Below are 22226 nucleotides of genomic sequence, written 5' to 3'. Positions count from 1 at the left end.
AGAGCAAGACCTATGGGGAAGAAGCTCCGAGGTGGCATTTTACTGATTTTGGGGTTTATGCTGTCTCCCCTTTCCTGGTGGAATGACTTGTTTTTCAACCTGCCGATTGCCTATGGGTTGGGCTACCTGTGTAGCCTGTGGTAGCCACAGTGGTTTTTGGGCGGAACCCTCGTGGGGTACTGGCTCTCCAACTTGATGGGCATTCTCATGATGCAGTTTGGCGCTACGGATGTCGTCGAGAAAAGCGAAAAACCTCGCAATGTGAAACGTGATCTCATGATTGGGCTGGCTTCTTCTACCGCCTATACTTCGGCAATTGTTGGGCTGCTTCAGTTTCACCTCGTCGATATCAGCGCCATCTTCCCCATTTCTTAACCCTATGCCGCTGGCAATTTTCTGGGCAACTTTAGTCGAAGGGATCCTCGCTTTTGTTGCCACCCATATCGACGACTTTTTCTTGCTGGTTCTGTTGTTTGCCCAGGCGCAGCTGCAACCCCTGTGGAAGGGCTGGCACATTTGGCTGGGAGGCTACTTGGGCTTGGCAGGGTTGATCCTGATCAGCTCTCTGGGATACTTGGGAGGCCTGTTGTTGCCGCCACCTGCGATTGGGCTGCTGGGGGTGATCCCGATTGCGGTAGGCGGTTGGAAATTGTGGCAACCTGAACCTGAAGAAACCTTGGAAAAAGAGTTGGAAGAGTTGCGAGAGCGCCCAACCCAAAAGGCTTGGTCAGTTTTTTTGCCCCCACCAGCCCTGATGTCCATGCTCCTCACCTTTGCCAATGGTGGAGATAATGTCAGCCTGTACGTTCCTCTGTTTGCCGGCAGCACCCCTCCTCAGTTGGCCCTTTTTTCCACGATCTTTTTTCTGATGAAGGGATTGTGGTTTGCAATGGCTCAAAAACTGACGATGCAGCCTGCAGTGGCGAAGGTTTTAACGGAACGGACAGAACACTGGGTGCCCTGGATTCTGGTGGGTTTGGGGGTGTGGATCCTGTTCAAAAATGAGACTTGGAGATGGCTTTTGTCTTAGACTCTGGCCGGGATTTGTTCGTGATAGCGGGACGGGATTCTTTCGAGTTCTAGTCGTTGTGTCGGTCTAGGGAGGGATCCCAGTCCAGATCTTCGTGGCGGTGCTCCCGTTCCCAGCGATGCACCCAGTCCCAAATGCGATAGTGCTGCTCGGCGGTGAGTTGCTTGGGATCCTGGGCCAAAGCGGCAGCCTCTTCCGGGGTGAGCAAAGCAGCCAGGCTGCCGATCTCCACCAAATAGCGGCGTTCTTCCGCAGTGGTGTGGGACTGATTGAGCCGTTGAATTAAACGACGTAAGGTGGCTGCATCTTGACTCATAAGCCGATAGGAAAGAATCGACGAGCATCTAAGCTGGTAAGAACAGTTTAAGAGCAGAATCATCGAAATTATCAAAGTCATCAAAAGAAAGCAGGCCAAATTGCCCAGCCGATGCTCTTCTAATCCTCAAAGGATCCCAGAATGCGCACTTCCGGCTCCAAAAGCACCGACCATTGTTGATAGACCTTTTCCTGGGCCAAGCGAATCAAGCGGTAAATGTCCTTGGCACTCGCCTGATGGCAATTGAGGATGAAGTTGGCATGGCGCTCTGAAATTTGGGCCCCACCGATGCGGTACCCCTTCAACCCCACCTGCTCGATTAGCCAGCCGGCAGGGTGAGACTCTGGGTTGCGAAAGACGCTGCCACAACTGGGCAAATGATAGGGCTGAGAGCTTAGGCGTTGGTTGAGGTAGCGCTGGGTCTCCCATTGCACTTGGGCCGGATCCCTGCTTGGGATCAACTGCAGCGTCGCTCCTGTCACCGTCCAGGGTGAGTCTTGCAGGCGAGAGCGGCGATAGCCAAATTGCAGATCGGCAGGTTCTAGGCGGCAGGGCTCTTGTTCCTCGTCCAAAATCTGCACTTCCACCAGCACATCCGCCATGGCGCGTCCGTGGGCACCCGCATTCATCACCACGGCTCCCCCCAGGGTGCCCGGGATCCCAATCGCCCACTCCAACCCACTCCAGCCTTGCCTGGCGGCGGCCCGCGACAGATTGACCAAAGGCTCTCCGGCAGCGGCCCAGATCCTCCCCCCCTCCAGCAGTTGCAGCCCGCGCAGACGGCGGGTACCGATCACCAGCCCCTTTAACCCCGCATCGCTGATGAGCAGATTGCTACCTGCCCCCAGCAGCGTCGTGGGGATCCCTTCTGCTCGCGCCCAAGCCAAACACTGCTGCAGCTCCAGGTGGCTACGGGGCTCACAATACCACTCGGCCTTGCCGCCCACACGAAAGGTGGTCAGAGGAGCCAACGGGATCCCCGATTGAATTCGTCCAGATAGCAGAGCCGCCGGCCCGCGGGGGAGAAGCCTGTCTTCAGCGGTAAGACTTGCCGCCTCAGACTCACAGGAACCGTCCCGCTGAGGCACCACCGGAGCCGTCGTCATGATTCAATACCTCAGAAGCAGCTATCTTTTCAGCTGAAGTTTGGATTTTTGGCTTGCCCAGGCTGTTCCCTCACCTGAGCCGCATATGCCCGCATCGTAGCGATTATCTGCTGATTTAAGTCCCCTGCGCCCAAAAAAACGGCGAGATCTCCAGGCTGCAGGACGGACGGCAACACCTCCGGCAATTGCGGCAAAGACGACACATAGCGCACATGGGGATGGTGCTCCGCCACCGCCACGGCCAAGCGCAAGCTGTCGGAACCCTCAGGCGCCGGCTCTCCCGCTCCATACGTAGGCACGATCACCACCACGTCCGCCTCCCCAAAGCAGCGGGCAAAATCTTGGAACAGGGCAGCCAAACGGCTGTGGCGATGAGGCTGAAACACGGCCACCACCCGCCGCTGTTGCAGACGGGCTGCCTGCAGGGTGGCTCGAATCTCGCTGGGATGGTGGGCATAGTCGTCGATAAAGGTGACTCCACCCACTTCCCCCTTGTGCTCAAAGCGGCGATGCGCCCCCCGAAATTGCGCCAAAGCTGAGGCAATCACCGCAAACTCCAAGCCCAACTGTCGCCCAACGGCAACCGCCGCCAGGGCATTGCTGAGGTTGTGGGATCCCAACACCTGTAGGCGAAGCTGTCCGAGGAGGGATCCCTTTTCCCAGATCTCAGCGCAGGTGGAATTGGCAGTGTAGAGGATCTGACGGGCTTGGTACTGGGCTTGGGGATGACCGATCAGGCTGTAGCCCACATCCACCCTCAGGTGAGCCGCCACGTTGGGACAGTCCAGACAGGCCACCAGGGTTTGGCTTTGCTGCCCATACTGTTGAAAAGCCCGGATCACCTGCCCCAAATCGGCGTAGTGATCGGGGTGATCCAGCTCAATGTTGGTGATCACCCCAATCTTGGGATAGAGCCGCACCAGGGATCCATCCGACTCATCCACCTCGGCCACCCAATACTCCCCCTTGCCCAGACGGGCATTGCCATCCCAGGCATCCACTTCCCCGCCGATAATCAAGGTGGGATCCCAGCCCGCCGAGAGCAACACATAGCCGATCATGCTGCTGGTGGTGGTTTTGCCGTGAGTGCCGGCCACCCCAATGCCAGAGCGACGGTTAAACAGAGCCGCCAACAAGTCTGCCCGGTGCCAAACCGTCAATCCCTTGCCCAGGGCAGCAGCCAATTCTGGATTGGTGGGGCGAATGGCGCTGGAATAGACCACCTGGGGATCCCCGACCAACCCCTCCAAGCTGTGGCCCTGAAAGAAGCGCACCCCCAAAGCTTCCAGGCGGCGGGTACGGCCATTGGCGACAATGTCGGATCCGGAAACGCGAAACCCTTGTTTAGCCAGGATATAGGCCAGGGCCGACATCCCCACTCCACCAATGCCCACAAAGTGATAGGTGGAAAGCAAGGGATCTAGGGGATCCAAATGCAGGGGCGGAGGCTGAGACCGAACCGGCAACGGCGGGATGGGATCCCTTCCTCCAACTGTTTCCACCATCGCAACTCCACCCCACTCCTAAAACCGCCACACTCCAAAAAAAGGACTGCGTTCTGCTGACTACAAACAGGTTCGAACAGGCCACATCATATCAGGAATCCCCAGAGCTAGGTAGGCTGCGCCCCACCGGTTGCCGTGATCTGCCGGCACCTTGGGGAACCCACAGGGGGTGAAAATACGGTGAGCACAAGCAACACAGAATACAGCTGGACATTTTCATCCCAAAAACTTTACACTTATTTAAGAAAAAGAGGCGGCGTTTGTCGTCTGCAAAGCCACAGCGGGTAAAAGGCCATGAACCCACGAGCGCTTTGGTCTCTGGCAGGAGTCGGGCTGCTTGGTTGTGCCGGTCTGGCATGGCTGGGATTGAGCCAACAGGGAGCCACACAGTCGGTATCGGGAAGTGCAGAGGCAACGGTGGAAATGCGGCTGCCTCCGCAAGTTGGTGCTTTGGGTCGCCTGGAGCCGGAGGGGGAAGTGCTGCGCATTGCCGGTTCCCCCGGAGAACGGCTGGGAGAGCTGCTGGTGGCCGAGGGGGATCGCGTGGTGGCAGGCCAAGTGCTGGCCCGCTTGGAAAGCTACGCCGAGCGGTTGGCGGAGCGAGAGTACGCTGCCGCCCAACTTCAAGAGGCCCGCGCCCGGTTGCAGGCCGAGACCCGTTTCAGTCAGGCCCAAATCCAAGAGGCACGCACCCGCCTCAGCCGTCTGGACGAGCCGCAACAGATGCAAATCCGCTCCCAGGAAGCGGTGGTGGAGCGTATCCGGGCAGAGCTGGCCGATGCTGAGGCCAATCTGGCTCGCTTTCAGGAGCTCTGGCAGGAAGGAGCAATCTCGCAACAAGAGCTGGATCAACGCCGGCTGCTGGTGCGGCAACGACAGGAGGACTTGCGGGCTGCCGAGGCCACCCTGAGCCAACTGCGCCTGGCCCGTGAGCGGGATCTGCTCAATGCCCAAGCCCAAGTCCAAGCTGCCGAGGCGGGACTGAGTCTGGCCCAAGCCCAAGTCCAACTGGGATCCCTGGCCCGCAATCTGGAACTGGCAGAAGCTCGCCTAGAGCGCACCCTCATCCGCGCTCCCCGTGCTGGACAGGTGCTCAAGATCCACACCCGCCCTGGAGAGGTCATCCCCGCCGGCGAGGGCATTCTTGAGCTGGGCAACACCGACCAGATGATGGTGGTGGCGGAAGTCTACGAGACGGACATCCTGCGGGTTCGGCCAGGCCAGCAGGCCACCATTAGCAACCGCGCTCTGCCAGAAACCCTGCAGGGCCGAGTGGAGCGGGTAGGCCTGCAGATTGGCAAGAAAGATGTGCTCAACACCGACCCAGCTGCCGATGTGGATGCCCGTGTAGTAGAGGTGTATATCCGCCTGGATCCGGAGAGCAGCGCCCGCGTGGCTGGCCTGACCAACCTGCAGGTGAATGTGGCCATCGATGTCGAGGGGTAGGCTCAGCCCATGTACAGCCTGTTCAGTGTGGCTTTTATCGCCCATCGGATCCCGTTGGCCTGGCTGCAGTTGACGCGGGAGAAGATCCGCCTGCTGGTGGCCCTGGCGGGCATTGCCTTTGCTTGCATCTTGATGTTCATGCAGTTGGGCTTCCAAGACAGCCTGCTGGAAAGTGCCATCCGCTTCCACGTGGCCCTGAAGGGAGAGATCTTCCTGGTCAGCCCTCAGTCCAACGCCCTGATTGCCATGAACACCTTCTCCCAGCGGCGACTCTATCAGGCTTTGGGCTTTGAGGGGGTGCGGGCCATCTCGCCTGTCTATGTGGGCTTTGCCCTCTGGAAAAACCCAGAGACCCGCCGTACCCGCAGCATTTTTGTGGTAGGAGTGGATCCCTCGGCTGATCTGTTGGACTTGCCGGAACTGACGCCGGACAAGCTGGAAGAGATCAAAAAGGCGGACGTGGTGCTTTTTGACCGCCGCTCCCGCAGCGAGTTTGGCCCCATCCCAGAGTGGTTTGAGTCCGGGCGAGAGGTGGTTACTGAGGTGGGAAACCGCCGCGTCCAGGTGGGGGGCCTGTTTGAGATGGGGGCCACCTTTGGAGCCGACGGCACCATTCTCACCAGCGACCTCAATTTCCTGCGCATTTTTCCGCAGCGGGGGCGCGGCCTAGTGGATATCGGCGTGGTGCAACTCCAGCCGGGTGTGGATCCGGATCCCTTGGTGCGGCAGATGCGGGCTTTGCTGCCGGAAGATGTGCGGGTGCTCTCACGGGCGGAGTTTATCGATATGGAGCAAACCTACTGGGAAGAGGGCACAGCCATCGGCTTTATTTTCGGCCTGGGGGTGGGCATGGGCTTTATTGTCGGCATTGTGATTGTCTATCAAATTCTCTACACCGATGTGTCGGATCACCTGGCGGAATATGCCACTCTCAAAGCCATGGGCTATACCGATACCTACCTGCTGGGGGTGGTATTTCAGGAGGCGCTCCTGCTGGCCGGCTTGGGGTACATTCCTGCCTTTGCCCTGTCGGTTTTGCTCTACGATTTGACGGCCAATGCCACGTTGCTGCCTATTGCCATGACTTTCAACCGGGCAGTGCTGGTGCTGGGGCTGGCGGTGAGCATGTGTTTCATCTCAGGAGCGATTGCCGTGCGACGGCTGCGGGCAGCCGATCCTGCCGACATTTTCTAGAGTTTTGGCTGTGGGCAGGGCGCCGGGGCGTTGGTAAGTCAATAGTCTGCCAAAGGGGATCGGATGGATGGTGAAGGGTTTGAGCTAGGCTGTCTAAAAACTTCTGGGATCCTCATCAACGCTCTCCGGCCAAAGGTTTCTAAATGGTCTCATCTCAACGCTCCAAATGACGGCCTAAGTGGTCAATGAGTTGTCAACGCAAAGTTTTGAGATTTTGAGTTTTCTATGCTGACTCCTCTTCTCGATCAAGCTGCCCTTGCTTCTGCCCAGAATGCCGTTGAGCCGGTGGTGAAAGCCGAAGGTGTAAACCACTATTTCGGCGAGGGATCCCTGCGCAAGCAGATTCTCTTCGACATTAGCTTTGCCCTGCAGCCAGGGGAGATCGTGCTGCTGACTGGCCCTTCCGGCTCCGGCAAAACCACCCTGCTGACGCTGCTAGGGGCCTTGCGCTCGGTGCAGGAGGGCAGCTTGCGGGTGTTGGGACAGGAGCTGCGGGGAGCTCAGCCCAGTACTCTCATTCAAATCCGCCGCCAGGTCGGGTACATTTTCCAGGCCCATAACCTGCTGCGATCCCTGACGGCAGCCCAAAACGTGCGCATGGCCCTGGAGCTGCACAACGGCCTCTCTCCTCAGGAAGCCCAGCAGCGAGCGGAAGCAATGCTGGCGGCGGTGGGCCTGGGGGGTCGCGTCCACTACTACCCGGAACAGCTTTCCGGCGGACAAAAGCAGCGGGTGGCCATTGCCCGCGCCTTGGTTAGCCATCCCAAGCTGGTGCTGGCGGACGAGCCCACGGCAGCCCTAGATAGTAAGTCGGGCCGCGAGGTGGTGACCCTGATGGAGAAGCTGGCGCGGGAGCAGGGCTGCACCATCCTCATGGTGACCCACGACAACCGCATCCTGGACATCGCGGATCGGGTGCTGCACATGGAGGATGGCCGGCTGGAGAGCCAAGGGGTTGCCTAGCTTTGCCCAGAGCAGGCGTGGCGGCGGTACCAGTCGATGGTGCGCTGCAGCCCTTCCCGCAAGCCGACTTTGGCCACAAAACCCATCCTCTCTCGGGCCTTGGAGACATCCAGACAGCGGCGGGGTTGGCCATTGGGCTTGTCCGTTTGCCAGCGGATCTCTCCCCGGAACTCCATCAGCTCGCAGATGAGGGCAATCAGATCCCGGATGGAGATCTCTTCACCGGTGCCCAGGTTCAAGGGATCCGCCCCGTCGTAAAGCTGGGTGGCCATGACAATGCCGCGGGCCGCATCTTCAGCGTAGAAAAACTCGCGGGTGGGGCTGCCATCCCCCCACACTTCGACGTAGTTTTGGCCCCGTTGCTGCGCTTCGTGCACTTTGCGGATCAAGGCTGGGATGACGTGGGAGCTTTCGGGGTCGAAGTTGTCCATGGGGCCGTAGAGGTTCACCGGCAGGAGGTAGATGCCGTTGAAGCCGTACTGCTGCCGGTAGGCCTGCAGCTGCACCAGCAGGGCTTTCTTGGCGATGCCGTAGGGGGCGTTGGTCTCCTCTGGGTAGCCGTTCCAGAGATCCTCTTCCTTGAAGGGAACGGGGGTGAACTTGGGATAGGCGCAGATGGTGCCCACGCAGACAAACTTCTCCACCCCGGCCAGGTAGGCGGCGTGGATGAGCTGGGATCCCATGATGAGGTTGTCGTAGAAGAGTTCTGCCGGCTTGGCTTGGTTGAGGCCGATGCCACCCACGTGGGCGGCCAAATGGATGACGATATCTTGCCCTTGCACCACCTCTTGGCAGACTTCCCAACGGCGCAGATCCTGGGTGCGGGAGCGCGGGATGCGCACCTGCTCCGGCTTTACCCCCAGCACCTGCAACTGTTGCAGCACATGTTTGCCCAAAAAGCCGCTGCCCCCTGTGAGCAAAATGCGCTTCTGGCTGAGATCGACGGAGCTGGGCAAGCTGTTGGGCATAGATCCGACGCAGAGAACTTCCGGCTTTCATTATGCTGCAGACGGGATAGCCGTATTCCAGACTTGTTGGCGATGGTCATCGAGAATAGGCAAGGCATCAACTCAAAACCTGGGCAAACCGCGCCGGCGACAGAGCAGGGATCCATTCATCCGCTTGTCCATAGGCTTGTTGGGCGAAGCGACGGGCCAAAGCGGGCAGGATGGGCAGGGGATTGCTGAAGCCGGAAAACAGTTGTAAGCCTTCCCAGCCGGGCAGGGATCCCACCAGAGGCTGGTGATCAGCGCTGAAGGCCACCAAGCAGTGATACCACCGTCCAGGCAGGTGGGCCAACTTGGGCAGGTAGCGACCGGCTTGTGCCCGGATCTGGGCTTCGCTGGCGGCTGCATCCACCTCGGCATGGGGATCCGTCAATACCCGGCTGATCTGGCCCATGCGAATGCTGCCATCTACAAATTGCAGGATCCCGGCATCCAGAATCGGCGGGCAAAGCTCGTGCCCTGGCTCGTCCCAAAGGGGATCCCGATCGGGATGGGCGGCTTGTCGTTCCAGTTCCAAGCGTTGCACGGGCACGCTCATCACCAACGCTTTCAATTGCAAATCCGAGGGCTCCAGCTCCAGGGATTCGGCATGGGTGTAGTAGATGGGCACCCGGATTCCCGCTTGGCGCAACAGAGCCCGTGTCCAGCCGCCGGCGCACACCACCACCTGGCCTGCTCCGTAGCAGTCGGCTCCGGACTCTACGCCCGTGATGCGCGCTCCCTGCCGCCGCAGGGCCGTTGCTGTTGCGATCAAGAGGGATCCCCCCAATCGTTGAAAGGCTTTTTGAAAGGCCAGCGCCGTCAACAAGGGGTTGATGTGGCCATGCCGAGCCCAGAGGACTACTTCCAGAGCGGCCGGATCCAGCAGCGGCTCCAGCTCGCAGGCTGCCGCCACCGAAATCCGCCGGGGTGGGATGCGACAGTCGGCCAGATCCGCCTCAACGGCCTCTGCATCGTAGCCGGGGGCAATGGGCATGAGCAGATCCAGCTCGCGAAATTGAATATCTGCCTCCAGCTCTTCTGACAGGGTGCGGTAGCGTTGGATCCCTTCTTCCCCCAGAGCTTTGAGCAGCGGCGTTTTGCCCGCCCAATGGGCCAAGCCCCCGTAGCTGTAGCGGGTTGCTCCGTTCAGCACTCCATCTTTCTCCATCAGCAGAACGGATCCCCCCTGGCGGGCCAGTTCATAGCTTAGGGCTGCCCCGGTAATCCCACCACCGATCACGATCCAGTCGTAGTTGGCCATCACTTCCCTCGTTGCCCTGAACCTCATCTTGCGGCAAAGTGGCTCAGTTTGGGGTAGCAAGCGCAGCAGAACTCGGATCCGCACTGGTGGCGGTACTGGCTGAAGAGGAACTCGCAAAGGGCTTCCTTGAGTCCAGATTGAGAGTCCCCTTGGGTCCAGAGTCAACATAAAAGGCAGGTTAGTGGCATCGGCCATCTGCAAATGAACCTGTGGCGGCATCCGGCCCAGACTTTATCGCTGCACACTTCCCCAACGGGCAAACCCAGACAGACATAGTATCAACAGAAATAGGCAGGGATCGCCGGGATCTCTGCCCATCTCAAGCCCGAAATTGGATCTCTTCTCGGCTTTCCTCAAGCCTCTTCAAGACTCCTGCGCCAGGCGGGCGTAAAACAGGCCTTGAATGCGAACAGTGTGGGGTTCCATCGCCCCTTGCTCGGTGCTGGAAGGCTGAATGCTAACAAAGGATCCCGCCATTTCGCCAGTGCTGGGATCCACGCGAGCGATCCGCAGCGACATTTTCCCCTGGGAAACCTCGTCCACCTTGCGGTTGGTGGCAAAATCATCTTTGGCAGCCTGTAGACCTACCGCAGTGTCGTAGCCGGTGTTGGATCCCCGCCCGCGCGGGTCGAGGAAGGTGCTGCTGTGATAGCCGGGCACCAAGAACTCCCCTTCAAAATCGGTCGAAGGGTCAATGGCAGATCCCCGCGCAGTGGCGACCAAGTCCTTCACGCTAAACAGAAACGGCACCAGCTCGCGGCGGGGCATTTGGCCGGTGGTCGGCTGAAAGGTGATCCCATCCACCACTTTGAGCTCCAGCACGCCGTCTTTGGGAGTCACCTCGGCTTTAATCGGCCCCAGAGTGGCCGCTGAGATCATGATGTTTTTGGCCTTGATGAACTCTTTCTCGCCGTTCCGCTTTTCTTCTTCCACCTCAATTTGCACCGGCTGGAAGCAGACATCCGTCAGCTTCAGGGATCCCCCCCTAGGCACTTCGATACGGCCCCGGGCGTTGTCCGAGACCGAAGGGCAAATGGCGGCCTTGCCGGTGTTGCGGATCTGGTCATAGGTCAGCGGCGCCTTGGCAGCCTTAGCCGGAACAGCAAAGACGCTCAAACAAAGCGCCAACAGGATGGCGAGCAGTGGACGGTACCGCATAATCAACCTCGAAAAACCTTTTTTGAATCTGAACGCTGCTGGGGGAAATAAGCCCGAATGCCCCCATTGTACGCAATCGTGATCCCCCTCAGAGGAAGTGCCTCAAAATTAGCCACCCACCAACAGGGATCCCAGCCAGCGTTCCCGAATCTGGGTGATCAACTCGCGGATAGGCTGTTGGTTGACACGGTAGCTGATGGGATGGGCAATCAGGCGAGCTGTACTCTCGAATAGGCAGTCTCGCTCAATCAGGCCGTTTTCCCTCAGGGTGCGCCCTGTGGCTACCAAGTCGACGATGGCATCGGCCATGCCGGTGAGGGGGGCCAACTCCACCGAACCATAGAGAGAGATAAGCTCCACCGGCAAATCCAGGCGGTCAAAATACTCCCGGGCGCAGCCGACAAACTTAGAAGCCACGCGGGCATGAGCAGGCAACTGAGCTGCCGAGTGGTAGGGGCTATCTTGGGGAAGGGCCACCGACATGCGACAGTGGCCAAATTGGAGATCCAACAGGTGGGCCACCCGCGCTTCGGTGCCGGCATAGCGCTCCCGCAAGACGTCGTAGCCGACAATGCCCAACTGCGCCTGCCCGTACTCCACGTACACCGGCACATCGTGAGTGCGCACCAGCAGCGCTTCGTAGCGTTGTCCGTTCAGCCGGGTGGGGGATTCAATCCGCAGCAGGCGATTGCCGGGATCCAAAAAACGGCTGAAATCGATCCCCACCTGCTGCAGGCATTGAATGGCCTCAGGCAGCAAGGCCCCCTTGGCCAGGGCAATCGTGATGGGTGGGCTGTCGGGACGGCCATCCAGCATCTTTTTCAGGATCTACTACATTTGTCTGATACATCCGTCTGAATCTTGGGCCAGGAGCAATCAATGTAAGAATGCTGGGATCCCCGTCTGCCGGGTGGAACTCTCAGGAGAGACGGGGCAAAACGAGGGGCTCAGGGGAAACCCTTAGCGAAATGCCCAGAAGAGCAAGCTCCCTTGATTGTAGGGGATCGGAATCCCAGCAGCGATTCCCCGGCCTCTTGAAAGCCCCACCGCTTCTCTGGAATGCCGATCCTGGGATGATAAAGTCAGAGCACGGTTAGCCCGGAGGAGTGACGACGGCATGAAAGCCATGATCCTGGCAGCAGGCAAAGGCACGCGGGTACGGCCCATCACCTACATGATGCCGAAGCCGATGATCCCCATTTTGCACAAGCCTGTCATGGAATTTTTGGTGGAGCTGCTGCGGGAACACGGCTTCGACCAGATCATGGTCAACACCAGCCACTTGGCCCACCAAATCGAAGACTACTTTCGAGATGGGCAGCAATGGGGGGTTCACATCGGCTTTTCCTTCGAAGGCCATTTTGAGAACGGCCAGCCGGTGGCCGAACCTCTGGGCTCCGCTGGCGGTATGCGCAAGATCCAGGATTTCTCCGGATTTTTCGACAGTACCTTTGTGGTGCTCTGTGGGGATGCCCTGATCGACCTGAACCTCACGCAGATCGTCAACTTCCACAAATCCAAGGGAGCGCTGGCCACTGTGGTCCTGCGGCAGGTGGATCCCAGCCAGGTCTCCAGCTATGGGGTGGTAGTCACCGACGAGACGGGTCGCATCACTGCTTTCCAAGAAAAGCCTAGGCGGGAAGAGGCCCTCGGCCACACCATCAACACCGGCATCTATGTTTTCGAGCCGGAAGTGTTCGACTACATTCCCCCCGGCTGCCCCTACGACATCGGCAGCGATCTCTTCCCGGCCTTGGTGAAAGCGGGTGCCCCCTTTTATGGGATCACGGCTGACTTTCAGTGGGTGGACATTGGCCGCACCCACGACTACTGGCTGGCGGTGCAAAAAGTGCTGCGCGGCGAGATCAAGGGAGTCAAGGTGCCTGGGATCCAGATTCAACCCGGCGTATGGACGGGGATCAACATCCGCGCCAACTGGGATCGCATCCACATCGAGCCACCGGTCTACATCGGGGCCAGCAGCTATTTGGCGGACGGGGTCAAACTCATCGGCCCCACGGCAATTGGCTACGGATGTGTGTTGAATGAAGGGTGTACGCTGGATGGCAGCTTGATTTTTAACTACACCCAGATTGCGGCAGGCGTGACCCTACGCCACCAGATGGTGATGGGTCGCTACTGCATTTCCTCGGATGGCAATGCCATCGACACTGAAGAGTCCAACCTCACGTGGCTGATCGGAGATGCCCGCAGCAATGCCAACGGCAAATCCCCATAGCTCCCTCTACCTCTACGGGATCGTCGCTGCCCCTGGCCCGCGTCATCTGAGTGTGGTGGGGCTGGACAAGCAGCCGGTGCAGGTTCATGGGCTGGGATCCCTGGCCTTCTTGTACTCCCAGGCTCGACAGGAGCGCTACCTGGCCAGCCGGGCCAACTTGCTCGCCCATGAGGCCGTGCTGGAAAAAGTGATGAACGAGGGACACCGGGCTCTGCTGCCTCTGCAATTTGGCCTGGTGGTGAGCGGCTGGGAGCAGGTGGAACGGGACTTGGTGCAGCCCCGCTTGGCGGATCTGCTGGCTCTGCTGGAGCGCCTGGAGGGCAAGCGGGAGGTGGGAGTCAAAGTCTTCTGGGATCCCGAGCAGGAGCTCAAGCTGGGGCTAGAGGAAAACCCTGCCCTCAAAGCTCGGCGGGACGAAATGGCCGGCGCTCCTTTGGGATTGGACGCGGTAGTTGAGATCGGACGGGCTCTGGAGCAGCTCTTAGAGCAGCGACGTCAGCGCATTGCCCAGACCTTTACAGCAGCCCTCAGCCCCTTGGCCAGCGACCGCGTAGAAGGAGATCTGCTCACCGAAAACATGGCCTACAACGGCTCGTTTTTGATCAATTGGGAAGATGAGCCGGTTTTTGCCCAAAAAGTAGAGGAGCTAGACCAGACCTTCCAGGGGCGGCTGCGCATTCGCTACAACAACTTCACCGCTCCCTACAATTTCGTCAAACTTTGACACACTCAGCTGTATTGGGTCACTTCTCTACAAAAGACAAGGGGAGACCGCTCGGCTGAATGGTCGAAGGCAGGGATCCTTTTGGAAATCTGCTCAGGTATTGTGGGGATGGGCGCTGCAGTCTGTAAGCCGAGGGAGACGGTATGGGGTTGCTTATTTTTATCTTGTTTTTAGCTCTGGCTGCCGGGATCTTGGCTCTAGCCCTTTACCACGAAAAGAAACGTCGAGAAGCTCTGGAGCGGGTAGCTGCACAGCTAGGAATGCGCTTTTCTGCCCAGTTGCCTGAAGAGATTCGATCTCGCTTGTTGCAAGCAGGCTTTGGACTGTTTGAACGAGGCCATGGGCGGCGTTTCTATAATTCGATGTCCAAGCGGCTGATCGATGGCACTGAGATTACCGTTTTTGATTACCAATACACCCGGGGCAGTGGCAAGAGTTCTAGCACTTATCGCCAGTCCGTCTTCTACGCCTATCACGAGGATCTTCATCTGCCCCGTTTTCGGCTGCACCCCGAAAATGCCCTTTTCCACGGCATCGCCAAAGCCTTTGGCATGCAAGATATCAACTTCGAGAGCCACCCTAAGTTCTCCCGGAGCTATCTCTTGCGAGGAGAGAATGAAGCCCAAGTTCGGCTGCGGTTCCATCCTGGCGTCCTTGGTTTTTGGGAGCAGCATCCCAACTATTGCGCCGAAGGAGCTGGCGCCCACCTCATTCTTTGGCAAAATGACCGACAGGTGAGTCCCGAAGAGATAGCAAAATGGATGCGCTTGGGGGAAGAGTTGACGCAACAGCTGCGGCGTAGGTAGCAGCAGAGCCTACGGCCCCCCGCCGCGAACGGTCAACCTCGGCCTAAACCTCACCCCAAGAGGGTGCGCTGCAATCTCAAGAACCTCTCTACTGAGCGCCGAGGGCCGCCAACAAATCATCTGCCAACAACACCGCCGTATAGACCAAAGCCTGTCGTTGCTCAGGAGACAAATCGCCGACGGGAGTCTGGGGATTGCTCACGATACCTTGCAATACCTTGCTGGCTATGTATTCCCGCTTGGAAACCCCTGGGCTGGAGATGGTGGGGTTGTCGAGAGAGAACTTCTGATGGTGCTCGAAGGGGAAGGCGTATTCGGGGGCAACCGGCATCGCTCGACTCCAGATGGATCTCTACACTCTGCTTTGCCTATTTTCCCATCCTCTCTCGCTGGGGATTTTAAAAAAGCGGTGCCTCAAAAAAGACATAACGGGTTATCGTAATCAGAGAGATCCCTATGTGGGGGAAGGATCTGGGCTGCTCTCCCTTGGGAACAGTGGACATGCATTTGAGGGATTCTTTTCGACGCACCAAAATTGTTGCCACCATCGGCCCTGCCAGCTCAAATCCAGCCATTCTCAGGGAGATGATCCTGCAAGGGGCAACCACCCTTCGCCTGAACTTCTCCCATGGGGATCACGAGCTACACCGCCGCAGCATTCGCCTGATCCGCCAAACCGCGATGGATCTGGGCATCCAGGTCGCCATCTTGCAAGACCTGCAGGGGCCGAAAATCCGCCTGGGCAAGTTCGCCGAAGGCTCGATCACCCTCAAGGCAGGGGATCCCTTTGTGTTGACCAGCAAACCTGTCTTGGGATCCCAAGAGCGCAGCTGGGTCACCTACGACAAGCTGGCCCAAGAAGTGCCCGAAGGAGCGACGATCCTCATCGACGATGGTCGAGTGGAGATGCGGGTGGAAGCCGTGGATCCGGAAGCGGGCGAACTCTTCTGCCGCACCATTGTCGGGGGTACCCTCTCCAACAACAAGGGGGTCAATTTCCCCGGTGTGCGCCTGAGCATCCGCGCCGTGACCCCAAAGGATAAAGAAGATCTCTACTTCGGCCTCAACCAAGGGGTGGATTGGGTGGCCCTCAGCTTTGTGCGGGATCCCTCTGATGTGCTGGAGCTGCGGGAGCTCATTGCCTCAGCCAAACGGCCTTCTTCCGGCTCAGCCGACAAGCGGGTACCCATCATCGTCAAGATCGAGAAACACGAGGCCATTGAACAGCTGCCCCAGATTTTGGCCCTCAGCGACGGTGTGATGGTGGCGCGGGGAGATCTGGGGGTAGAGCTGCCTGCGGAAGAGGTGCCGATCCTGCAGAAGCGGGTGATCGCCCTGGCCAACTCCCTGGGGATCCCGGTGATTACGGCCACCCAAATGCTGGACAGCATGGTGCACAGCCCCCGGCCTACCCGTGCCGAAATCTCCGATGTGGCCAACGCCATTTTGGATGGCACCGATGCCGTCATGCTCTCCAACGAGACGGCTGTGGGCAAATACCCTGTCGAGGCCGTTGCCACCATGGCCCGCATTGCCGTGCGCACCGAGCGCGATTACTTTGACCTGACCTCCGCCGACCGACGACAACGCCTTCGCACCCTTGCCATGCAGGAGCTGAGCCAAAACAACGGCAACAGTCCTGCCGGGATGCGGCCCAAAACCCTGATCACCGACTCGATCAGCCGCGCCGTGGGGGAGATCGCCCAAGAGTTGGATGCTGTAGCCGTGATGACCCTGACCAAAACGGGGGCTACTGCTCGCAATGTCTCCAAGTTTCGCCCCCGCACTCCCATCCTAGCCGTAACCCCCCATGTGGAAGTGGCACGGCGGCTGCAGTTGGTTTGGGGGGTACATCCGCTGTTGGTTATGGATTTGGCCACCACCCGCCAGACCTTTCAAGCGGCCATCAGCTTGGCTCAGGAAGATGGCTTGCTCAAGGATGGCGACTTGGTGGTGCTCAGTGCAGGAACCCTGCCAGGCGTTGCGGGATCCACCGATCTGATCAAGGTGGATGTGGTGAAAGCGGTGGTGGCTCAAGGCAAAGGGTTTGGCAAAGGCATTGTCAGCGGCCCGGCCCGCATCTTGAGATCCAGCCTCGATGCCGGCAAAATCACCGCCGGAGACATTTTGGTTGCCCAATCCACCGACGCCAACTATGTGGAGGCCATCAAACAGGCAGCCGGCGTGATTACCGAAGAAGAGGGAGCCTCCTCTCATGCGGCGGTCATTGGCCTGCGGCTGGGGGTGCCGGTGCTGGTGGGGGTCAAGGATGCTACCCGCTTAATCCGGGATGGATCTATTGTCACTTTGGATGCAGAAAAAGGCATAGTGACCGCGGGAGCCGATGGCTTGGGCTTTTAAGCGGGCCTTAAGGTTGCCTGCAATACAAACTTGTATCTCTTGCTACGAAACGAGACCCAGTTCTATGATGGGGGTAGCGAGGCAAGATTTTCCCTGACCCTTCGGTGCGTCCCATCCATTCCACGTGTAGGTTAAGCTATGCCCACTTTACAAGCCACCCACTATGCGGTTGAGGCCATCCAGGAGGAAGCTCGTCGCCTCATTCAGCAGGGGGTCTTACGCCGCTCTGCAGCCATTGCCCACCTGCAACCCTTTTTCCCGCAGCGGGAGTGGCAGGCGATTGCCCAAGAGCTGGAGCTGCAAGACTACTGCCCCTCGGATCCCCTCTGCGATTTGATCGGCAACTGCGAGGAGTGGAGCGAAGACTGACTCTCGATCTGCCGAGGATGGCAAGCGGTCGGCGTTGGCAGACAGCCAATGCCTCTTTTTATTCCAGCCGTTTTTTCCTCCTCTAATCTGTCGGCGGTTAAGCTGGATGAACTATAGTCAGTAATCAAACATCCCTTTTCGCCGGGTTCGCATGGGTCAGACGGCTGTCATTGCCACCTCAGATGGAGGTCTCGACCTGAATAGCCTCGGTTTTGAGGTGCCAGGGTGGCTGCGTGCTCTGCTTTCCGGTGCCGAGGATCCCGGCGATGGGTTGCGGCCTTACACGGCTGAAGAAGCCAATCTGCTGCGCCGTGCCTTTGAGTTTTCCTATTGTTTGCATCAGGGCCAAAAACGCAAATCAGGGGATCCCTACATTGCCCATCCGGTAGCCGTGGCTACTCTCCTGCGGGAGCTGGGGGGGGATGCGGTGACAGTGGCAGCCGGCCTTTTGCACGATGTTATTGAGGACACAGAAGTTACCCCAGAAGCCCTGGAAGCTGAATTCGGCTCTGAAGTTCGCCTACTGGTAGAAGGAGTTACCAAACTCTCTAAGTTCAATTTCTCCAGCAAAACCGAGCAGCAAGCGGAAAATTTCCGCCGCATGTTTGTGGCCATGGCCAAAGATATTCGAGTCATCGTGGTCAAGCTGGCGGATCGCTTACACAACATGCGCACGCTGCAGTATCTCTCCCCCAGTAAGCAACGGCAAATTGCAGCCGAAACCATGGAAATTTTCGCCCCTTTGGCCAACCGGCTGGGGATCTGGCATTTCAAATGGGAACTGGAAGACTTGGCTTTTAAGTATCTGGACTACGAGGCTTACCGGAAGATTCAGGAATTGGTCAACGCCAAGCGCGCCGAGCGAGAGGCAGAGATTCAAGCTTTTATCGAAGAGCTGCGGCAGAACCTTCTTCAAGCGGGACTGGAACGCTTTGAGATCAGCGGACGGCCCAAACATTTGTACAGCATCTATCGCAAGATGCAGCAGCAGCACAAAGAATTTCACGAGATTTACGATCTCTCGGCAGTGCGGGTGATCGTGCATACCAACAGCGAGTGCTATCGGGTGCTGGCAGTCGTTCACAACTGCTTTCGCCCCATCCCTGGGCGTTTCAAAGACTACATTGGTCTGCCCAAGGCCAATCGTTACCAATCTTTGCATACGGCGGTGATTGGCCCGCAGGGAAGACCGGTGGAGGTGCAGATTCGTACCGAAGAGATGCACCGCGTGGCTGAGTACGGGATCGCCGCCCACTGGAAGTACAAGGAGGCCGGCAGCACCACTGTCAAGCCCGACGAGGAGCGCTTCACCTGGCTGCGACAGCTGTTGGAGTGGCAAAACGACCTCAAAGATGACAAGGAGTATCTGGACACCCTTCGCGAGAACCTGTTTGAGAGCGAGGTTTACGTCTTTACGCCCAAGGGGGACTTGCTGGCTCTGCCCCAGGGATCCTGTCCGGTGGACTTCGCCTATCGCATCCACTCCGAAATTGGGGATCACTGTGCAGGAGCGCGGGTAAACAACAAGATCGTGCCCCTGGATACCCGCCTGCGCAACGGCGACATTGTGCAGATCATCACGCACAAAAATGCCCATCCCAGCCTGGACTGGATCAATTTCGTTGCCACCAGCTCTGCCCGCAATCGCATTCGCCAATGGTTTAAGCGCTCAAATCGTGAGCAAAACATCGCGCGGGGCCGGCATTTGCTGGAGCGGGAGCTGGGCAAAACGGGCTTTGATGCCCTGCTCAAATCAGAGCGGATGCAGAAGGTGGCCGAAAAGCTCAACTACGCCAGCGTAGAGGATTTGTTGGCCGCTCTGGGTTATGGCGAGACGACCCCCACGCTGGTGATCCATCGGCTACAGGAGGTCAGCAAACCGGCAGTATCCCCCCCTACAGAGGAGGAATCGCTTGAGGGATCCAAGCTGTTGTTGCCGCGGGCTTCTGTGGCTTCCAGTTCCGTCAAATCCCAATCTCCCATTCTGGGGGTGGAGGGTCTGAAACACCAGTTGGCCAAGTGTTGTAACCCGCTGCCGGGGGATCCGATTTTGGGCGTAGTCACCCGCTTTAAGGGGATCAGCATCCATCACCGGGATTGCCCAAGGGTGGCCCAGGTTTCGGGGGAACGGCTGGTGCCGGTACGATGGAACGAAGAGCAACTGCGGCGGAGCACCCAGATCTATCCGGTAGAACTGCATCTGGAGGTTATCGACCGCGTTGGGGTGCTGCGGGACATTCTTTCCCGTCTATCGGATCAAGGCATTAATGTTCGCAATGCTAAGGTACAAACTTTTGCCAACCGCACCGCCCTGATCGATCTCTGTATCGATGTACGTGATAAGAAACAGCTCACCCAGGTTCAAAGTCAACTGCGCCAGCTTTCTGACGTGATCGTGCTGCGCTCCCGCCATCACCAAAACGGATCCCGTTGACCTACGCCTGGCCCTTCGCGGGTACGGACTCTAGACCGCATCCCTATTGCGACTCGCTCCTGCAGCAGCCCAATTTTGGGTCAGGCGCTGTCCCATCCTCATCCTGACCTCCTTTGCCGCTTCTGGTGCGCAGAGCGCTTTCCCGCCCCTCTGGGGTCTTGCCAAAAATCCCGTGTCAGCTTACAGGTGGCCAGGCAAGGCCGACAAGCCCAGAGCAATATCCCAGGCTTTCTTCGACAGCCTGTGGAAAACCTGTGGAAATCCAGCGAAGCCCGCCCCAGCTCCGGTGGAATCCCCAGCCATATCTAGGGGGAAGGATTCACTACCTTAGGGGATCTCACACTGACTGTGCGTTAATTTTTATGAATTTGTCAGAAAACCATAACATTAGCCTGTGGAAAACCTGTGGAAAAACCTGGAAAATCTGTGGAAAACCTGTGGAAAAACCCCCCAAGTTATTAACAGGTATAAATACCCTGTGGAAAAGTGGCCAAGTTATCCACAGTTTTTCCACAGGTGGGGAATAGGCTCAAAAGCTCATGGCACAAGGTGTTGACGATCACTTTCCACAGTTTCCACAGCCCCTACTACTACTAGATCAAAAAATTAAATTAGGCAGGGATCGAAATTTCAGATCTGTCCTACGCGCGAGGCAAATTTTCCAAAACTCGACCGCAAGGGGAGGGATCCAACCGGGGCAGTCGGTGTAGGATCTGCGTGTGCAGCCCTCAAGTGCCCCCCATGGTGCAAGCTCAACGTCCTGTGGATCGAGAACTCGAGGCCGAGTCATTTGCGGCAGTGTTGCGCAGCAGCAAGACTGCAGCTCCTCAGCGTGGGGAGGGATACCTTGACGGGGCCGTGGACTCGTCTCCGGAGGGTTTCAGCTTCACCTGCGAGCAAGCCGATCTCAGCCACCACCTCACTTCCGTTGGACGGGCTGTGGCCAGCCGCCCCGCCCTGCCCGTTTTGGCCAATGTGTTGGTGGAGGCCGACGCGGAAACTCAGCGGGTTGCTTTGACCGCCTTTGACTTGAACTTGTGCATTCGCAGCGAGTTCGAGGCTCAGGTCAGGGGATCCGGTCGCACCACCCTGCCGGCCAAGCTGCTCAGCGACATCGTCAGCCGTCTGCCCAGCGGCCCAGTGACTCTTGACGCGAGCAGCCAAGCCAAGGAGAGTGCCCCTGTGATTCTCATGTCGGCAGCCGGCCAGTACCAAGTGCGCAGCATGTCGGCTGAAGAGTACCCCACCCTACCGGAAATATCGCTCCGCACCGCCGACGCAGATGGCGATTTTGTGGGGGAGGAAAGCCCAACAGCTCAGGCCCTGGAGCTGCCCATCGAGAGCCTGTTGCAAGGGATCGGCCAAACCCTTTTTGCGGCCTCTGGAGATGAGACCAAGCAGGTGCTCACAGGGGTGCATGTCAAGCTCTTGGCGGGGGATCCCCCTTGCCTGGAGTTTGCAGCCACCGATGGGCACCGTCTGGCGATGGTGCAGGTGGAGGCCGAAGGGATCCCGGTTGCTTCGGCCCATGGGGAAATAGGGTTGGATTTCACCATTCCTGCTCGCACTTTGCGAGAGGTGGAGCGCATCCTCGGCACCCAGACCGCGGCCTCTACGGTGGAATTGCGGTTTGACCGTTCGCGTCAGCGGGACGGAGTCCCTTCCCAGGTGCAGTTTGTGCTGCCTCCTCGCGCCAGCAAAACGCAGTGCCAACAGCGGATCACCAGCCGCCTTTTGGAGGGCCAATATCCCGACTACAACCGCCTGATTCCCAGGCAATTTGAGCGGCAGATAACCCTGGAGCGTCGGCCTTTGATTGAGTCGCTGGAACGGGTGGGAGTACTCGCTGCCCAAAGAAACGACATCGTCAAGTTCAATCTTTCTGCCGCAACCCAAACCCTGCGCATCAGCACCGAGGCGCCCGATGTGGGCAGTGGCGAGGAATCGTTGCCAGTGCAGATGTCTGGTCCTGACCTGGAGCTGGCCTTCAATGTGCGTTACCTGCTGGATGCCCTCAGGGTGTTTCATACGCAGCAGGTGAGCCTGGAGCTAAACGGCGCCACGCAGCCGGCCATCTGGAAGCCCCTTGGGGCAATGCGGCTCTGTTATTTGGTTATGCCGGTGCAGCTACGGGCTACCTAGTCTTAGGAGAGCTCCACCCAGCTCTAGTCCAAAACTCTCAAGATCATCTCAGTACAAATCTACAGTTGTTTGTACAAATCTACAGTTGTTTGCATTGCCCCCTCTCCCAGAGGGAAAGGAGCCAGGGATGGTCGCGGAAGCGGCGCCGAGCGTTCAGGGAGCATGCCTCTAACCCCCAAAACC

Annotated in this window: 21 protein-coding genes; 13 read left to right on the top strand and 8 right to left on the bottom strand. The window is 58.4% G+C overall.

What is annotated here, in order from left to right; all coding sequences use genetic code 11:
- Positions 1–12 precede the first annotated feature (12 nt).
- The 3 genes from NW818_RS05280 to NW818_RS05270 are packed head-to-tail and all read left to right on the top strand — an operon-like array spanning position 13 to position 1030.
- On the top strand, positions 13–144 hold the full coding sequence (locus tag NW818_RS05280) for a hypothetical protein (protein WP_414413428.1): 132 nt from the start codon (positions 13–15) through the stop codon (positions 142–144).
- Positions 145–156: 12 nt separating this feature from the next.
- Entirely contained in the window at positions 157–375 is a 219-nt protein-coding gene (locus NW818_RS05275) for a hypothetical protein (protein WP_414424002.1), read from the top strand.
- Between the two features lie 4 nt (positions 376–379).
- Complete coding sequence (locus NW818_RS05270) at positions 380–1030, top strand: cadmium resistance transporter (RefSeq protein WP_414424001.1); 651 nt, start codon at positions 380–382, stop codon at positions 1028–1030.
- Positions 1031–1079: 49 nt separating this feature from the next.
- Here the strand turns inward: NW818_RS05270 and NW818_RS05265 are convergent, their stop codons facing one another.
- From NW818_RS05265 to murC, 3 genes are all read right to left on the bottom strand, one after another.
- A complete protein-coding gene (locus NW818_RS05265; protein ID WP_414329076.1) occupies positions 1080–1346 on the bottom strand; it encodes a hypothetical protein in 267 nt (88 codons plus the stop codon).
- A gap of 119 nt (positions 1347–1465) precedes the next feature.
- Positions 1466–2452, bottom strand: coding sequence for a UDP-N-acetylmuramate dehydrogenase (gene murB, locus NW818_RS05260; RefSeq protein WP_414424000.1), 987 nt, complete (start codon positions 2450–2452; stop codon positions 1466–1468).
- 29 nt (positions 2453–2481) lie between these two features.
- Entirely contained in the window at positions 2482–3918 is a 1437-nt protein-coding gene (gene murC, locus NW818_RS05255) for a UDP-N-acetylmuramate--L-alanine ligase (RefSeq protein WP_414424011.1), read from the bottom strand.
- A gap of 333 nt (positions 3919–4251) precedes the next feature.
- Here murC and NW818_RS05250 point away from each other — a divergent pair, with 333 nt between their 5' ends.
- The 3 genes from NW818_RS05250 (at position 4252) to NW818_RS05240 (ending at position 7560) form a co-directional block, all read left to right on the top strand.
- Positions 4252–5403: an ABC exporter membrane fusion protein gene (locus tag NW818_RS05250; protein WP_414329074.1), complete on the top strand. Its 1152-nt coding sequence runs from the start codon at positions 4252–4254 to the stop codon at positions 5401–5403.
- A 9-nt stretch (positions 5404–5412) separates the two neighbouring features.
- A complete protein-coding gene (gene devC / locus NW818_RS05245; RefSeq protein WP_011433169.1) occupies positions 5413–6597 on the top strand; it encodes an ABC transporter permease DevC in 1185 nt (394 codons plus the stop codon).
- A 225-nt stretch (positions 6598–6822) separates the two neighbouring features.
- Positions 6823–7560, top strand: coding sequence for a DevA family ABC transporter ATP-binding protein (locus tag NW818_RS05240; RefSeq protein WP_414351864.1), 738 nt, complete (start codon positions 6823–6825; stop codon positions 7558–7560).
- Here NW818_RS05240 and NW818_RS05235 read toward each other — a convergent pair.
- The 4 genes from NW818_RS05235 to hisG all read right to left on the bottom strand — a co-directional run bounded on the left by NW818_RS05235 (position 7557) and on the right by hisG (position 11784).
- A complete protein-coding gene (locus tag NW818_RS05235; protein WP_041436472.1) occupies positions 7557–8528 on the bottom strand; it encodes a GDP-L-fucose synthase family protein in 972 nt (323 codons plus the stop codon). The genes NW818_RS05240 and NW818_RS05235 overlap by 4 nt on opposite strands.
- A 97-nt stretch (positions 8529–8625) precedes the next feature.
- The gene (locus tag NW818_RS05230; protein ID WP_414423999.1) at positions 8626–9810 is read right to left on the bottom strand and encodes an NAD(P)/FAD-dependent oxidoreductase; all 1185 of its coding nucleotides are present in this window, start codon (positions 9808–9810) and stop codon (positions 8626–8628) included.
- A gap of 363 nt (positions 9811–10173) precedes the next feature.
- A complete protein-coding gene (locus NW818_RS05225) occupies positions 10174–10968 on the bottom strand; it encodes a photosystem II manganese-stabilizing polypeptide (RefSeq protein ID WP_414423998.1) in 795 nt (264 codons plus the stop codon).
- 108 nt (positions 10969–11076) lie between these two features.
- On the bottom strand, positions 11077–11784 hold the full coding sequence (gene hisG / locus NW818_RS05220) for an ATP phosphoribosyltransferase (protein ID WP_011433162.1): 708 nt from the start codon (positions 11782–11784) through the stop codon (positions 11077–11079).
- 301 nt (positions 11785–12085) lie between these two features.
- On the opposite strand from hisG, the gene NW818_RS05215 reads away from it, so the two are divergent.
- The 3 genes from NW818_RS05215 (at position 12086) to NW818_RS05205 (ending at position 14737) form a co-directional block, all read left to right on the top strand.
- Complete coding sequence (locus NW818_RS05215; RefSeq protein ID WP_414329069.1) at positions 12086–13207, top strand: sugar phosphate nucleotidyltransferase; 1122 nt, start codon at positions 12086–12088, stop codon at positions 13205–13207.
- Positions 13185–13931 (top strand): GvpL/GvpF family gas vesicle protein, encoded by a 747-nt coding sequence (locus tag NW818_RS05210; protein WP_414408714.1) that lies wholly within the window; start codon positions 13185–13187, stop codon positions 13929–13931. Before NW818_RS05215 ends, NW818_RS05210 begins: the two co-directional genes overlap by 23 nt.
- Positions 13932–14074: 143 nt before the next feature.
- Positions 14075–14737 (top strand): hypothetical protein, encoded by a 663-nt coding sequence (locus NW818_RS05205; RefSeq protein WP_414423997.1) that lies wholly within the window; start codon positions 14075–14077, stop codon positions 14735–14737.
- 88 nt (positions 14738–14825) lie between these two features.
- Here the strand turns inward: NW818_RS05205 and NW818_RS05200 are convergent, their stop codons facing one another.
- Positions 14826–15068 carry a hypothetical protein gene (locus tag NW818_RS05200; protein ID WP_414329067.1) on the bottom strand — a complete coding sequence of 81 codons (243 nt, stop codon included), beginning with the start codon at positions 15066–15068 and terminating at the stop codon, positions 14826–14828.
- Between the two features lie 170 nt (positions 15069–15238).
- Here NW818_RS05200 and pyk point away from each other — a divergent pair, with 170 nt between their 5' ends.
- From pyk to dnaN, 4 genes are all read left to right on the top strand, one after another.
- The gene (gene pyk, locus NW818_RS05195) at positions 15239–17098 is read left to right on the top strand and encodes a pyruvate kinase (RefSeq protein ID WP_414424010.1); all 1860 of its coding nucleotides are present in this window, start codon (positions 15239–15241) and stop codon (positions 17096–17098) included.
- A 138-nt stretch (positions 17099–17236) separates the two neighbouring features.
- Positions 17237–17467, top strand: coding sequence for a DUF4327 family protein (locus NW818_RS05190; protein ID WP_414342658.1), 231 nt, complete (start codon positions 17237–17239; stop codon positions 17465–17467).
- 151 nt (positions 17468–17618) lie between these two features.
- The gene (locus NW818_RS05185; protein ID WP_414423996.1) at positions 17619–19901 is read left to right on the top strand and encodes a RelA/SpoT family protein; all 2283 of its coding nucleotides are present in this window, start codon (positions 17619–17621) and stop codon (positions 19899–19901) included.
- Between the two features lie 741 nt (positions 19902–20642).
- Positions 20643–22043, top strand: coding sequence for a DNA polymerase III subunit beta (gene dnaN / locus NW818_RS05180; RefSeq protein WP_414423995.1), 1401 nt, complete (start codon positions 20643–20645; stop codon positions 22041–22043).
- The last annotated feature ends 183 nt before the right edge of the window (positions 22044–22226 follow it).

Origin of the sequence: Synechococcus sp. R6-5, assembly GCF_047461775.1 — a bacterium.
Taxonomy (GTDB): Bacteria; Cyanobacteriota; Cyanobacteriia; order Thermostichales; family Thermostichaceae; genus Thermostichus.
Note: the sequence above shows the minus strand (reverse complement) of the source record. Positions and strands in the feature narration are given on the sequence as shown.

Bases quoted from the DNA above. Each gene is read 5' to 3' on its own strand.
- NW818_RS05280 (WP_414413428.1), top strand. From the start codon at position 13: ATGGGGAAGAAGCTCCGAGGTGGCATTTTACTGATTTTGGGGTTTATG.
- NW818_RS05270 (WP_414424001.1), top strand. From the start codon at position 380: ATGCCGCTGGCAATTTTCTGGGCAACTTTAGTCGAAGGGATCCTCGCT.
- NW818_RS05265 (WP_414329076.1), bottom strand. From the start codon at position 1,346: ATGAGTCAAGATGCAGCCACCTTACGTCGTTTAATTCAACGGCTCAAT.
- murB (WP_414424000.1), bottom strand. From the start codon at position 2,452: ATGACGACGGCTCCGGTGGTGCCTCAGCGGGACGGTTCCTGTGAGTCT.
- NW818_RS05250 (WP_414329074.1), top strand. From the start codon at position 4,252: ATGAACCCACGAGCGCTTTGGTCTCTGGCAGGAGTCGGGCTGCTTGGT.
- devC (WP_011433169.1), top strand. From the start codon at position 5,413: ATGTACAGCCTGTTCAGTGTGGCTTTTATCGCCCATCGGATCCCGTTG.
- NW818_RS05240 (WP_414351864.1), top strand. From the start codon at position 6,823: ATGCTGACTCCTCTTCTCGATCAAGCTGCCCTTGCTTCTGCCCAGAAT.
- NW818_RS05235 (WP_041436472.1), bottom strand. From the start codon at position 8,528: ATGCCCAACAGCTTGCCCAGCTCCGTCGATCTCAGCCAGAAGCGCATT.
- NW818_RS05230 (WP_414423999.1), bottom strand. From the start codon at position 9,810: ATGGCCAACTACGACTGGATCGTGATCGGTGGTGGGATTACCGGGGCA.
- NW818_RS05225 (WP_414423998.1), bottom strand. From the start codon at position 10,968: ATGCGGTACCGTCCACTGCTCGCCATCCTGTTGGCGCTTTGTTTGAGC.
- hisG (WP_011433162.1), bottom strand. From the start codon at position 11,784: ATGCTGGATGGCCGTCCCGACAGCCCACCCATCACGATTGCCCTGGCC.
- NW818_RS05215 (WP_414329069.1), top strand. From the start codon at position 12,086: ATGAAAGCCATGATCCTGGCAGCAGGCAAAGGCACGCGGGTACGGCCC.
- NW818_RS05210 (WP_414408714.1), top strand. From the start codon at position 13,185: ATGCCAACGGCAAATCCCCATAGCTCCCTCTACCTCTACGGGATCGTC.
- NW818_RS05205 (WP_414423997.1), top strand. From the start codon at position 14,075: ATGGGGTTGCTTATTTTTATCTTGTTTTTAGCTCTGGCTGCCGGGATC.
- NW818_RS05200 (WP_414329067.1), bottom strand. From the start codon at position 15,068: ATGCCGGTTGCCCCCGAATACGCCTTCCCCTTCGAGCACCATCAGAAG.
- pyk (WP_414424010.1), top strand. From the start codon at position 15,239: ATGCATTTGAGGGATTCTTTTCGACGCACCAAAATTGTTGCCACCATC.
- NW818_RS05190 (WP_414342658.1), top strand. From the start codon at position 17,237: ATGCCCACTTTACAAGCCACCCACTATGCGGTTGAGGCCATCCAGGAG.
- NW818_RS05185 (WP_414423996.1), top strand. From the start codon at position 17,619: ATGGGTCAGACGGCTGTCATTGCCACCTCAGATGGAGGTCTCGACCTG.
- dnaN (WP_414423995.1), top strand. From the start codon at position 20,643: ATGGTGCAAGCTCAACGTCCTGTGGATCGAGAACTCGAGGCCGAGTCA.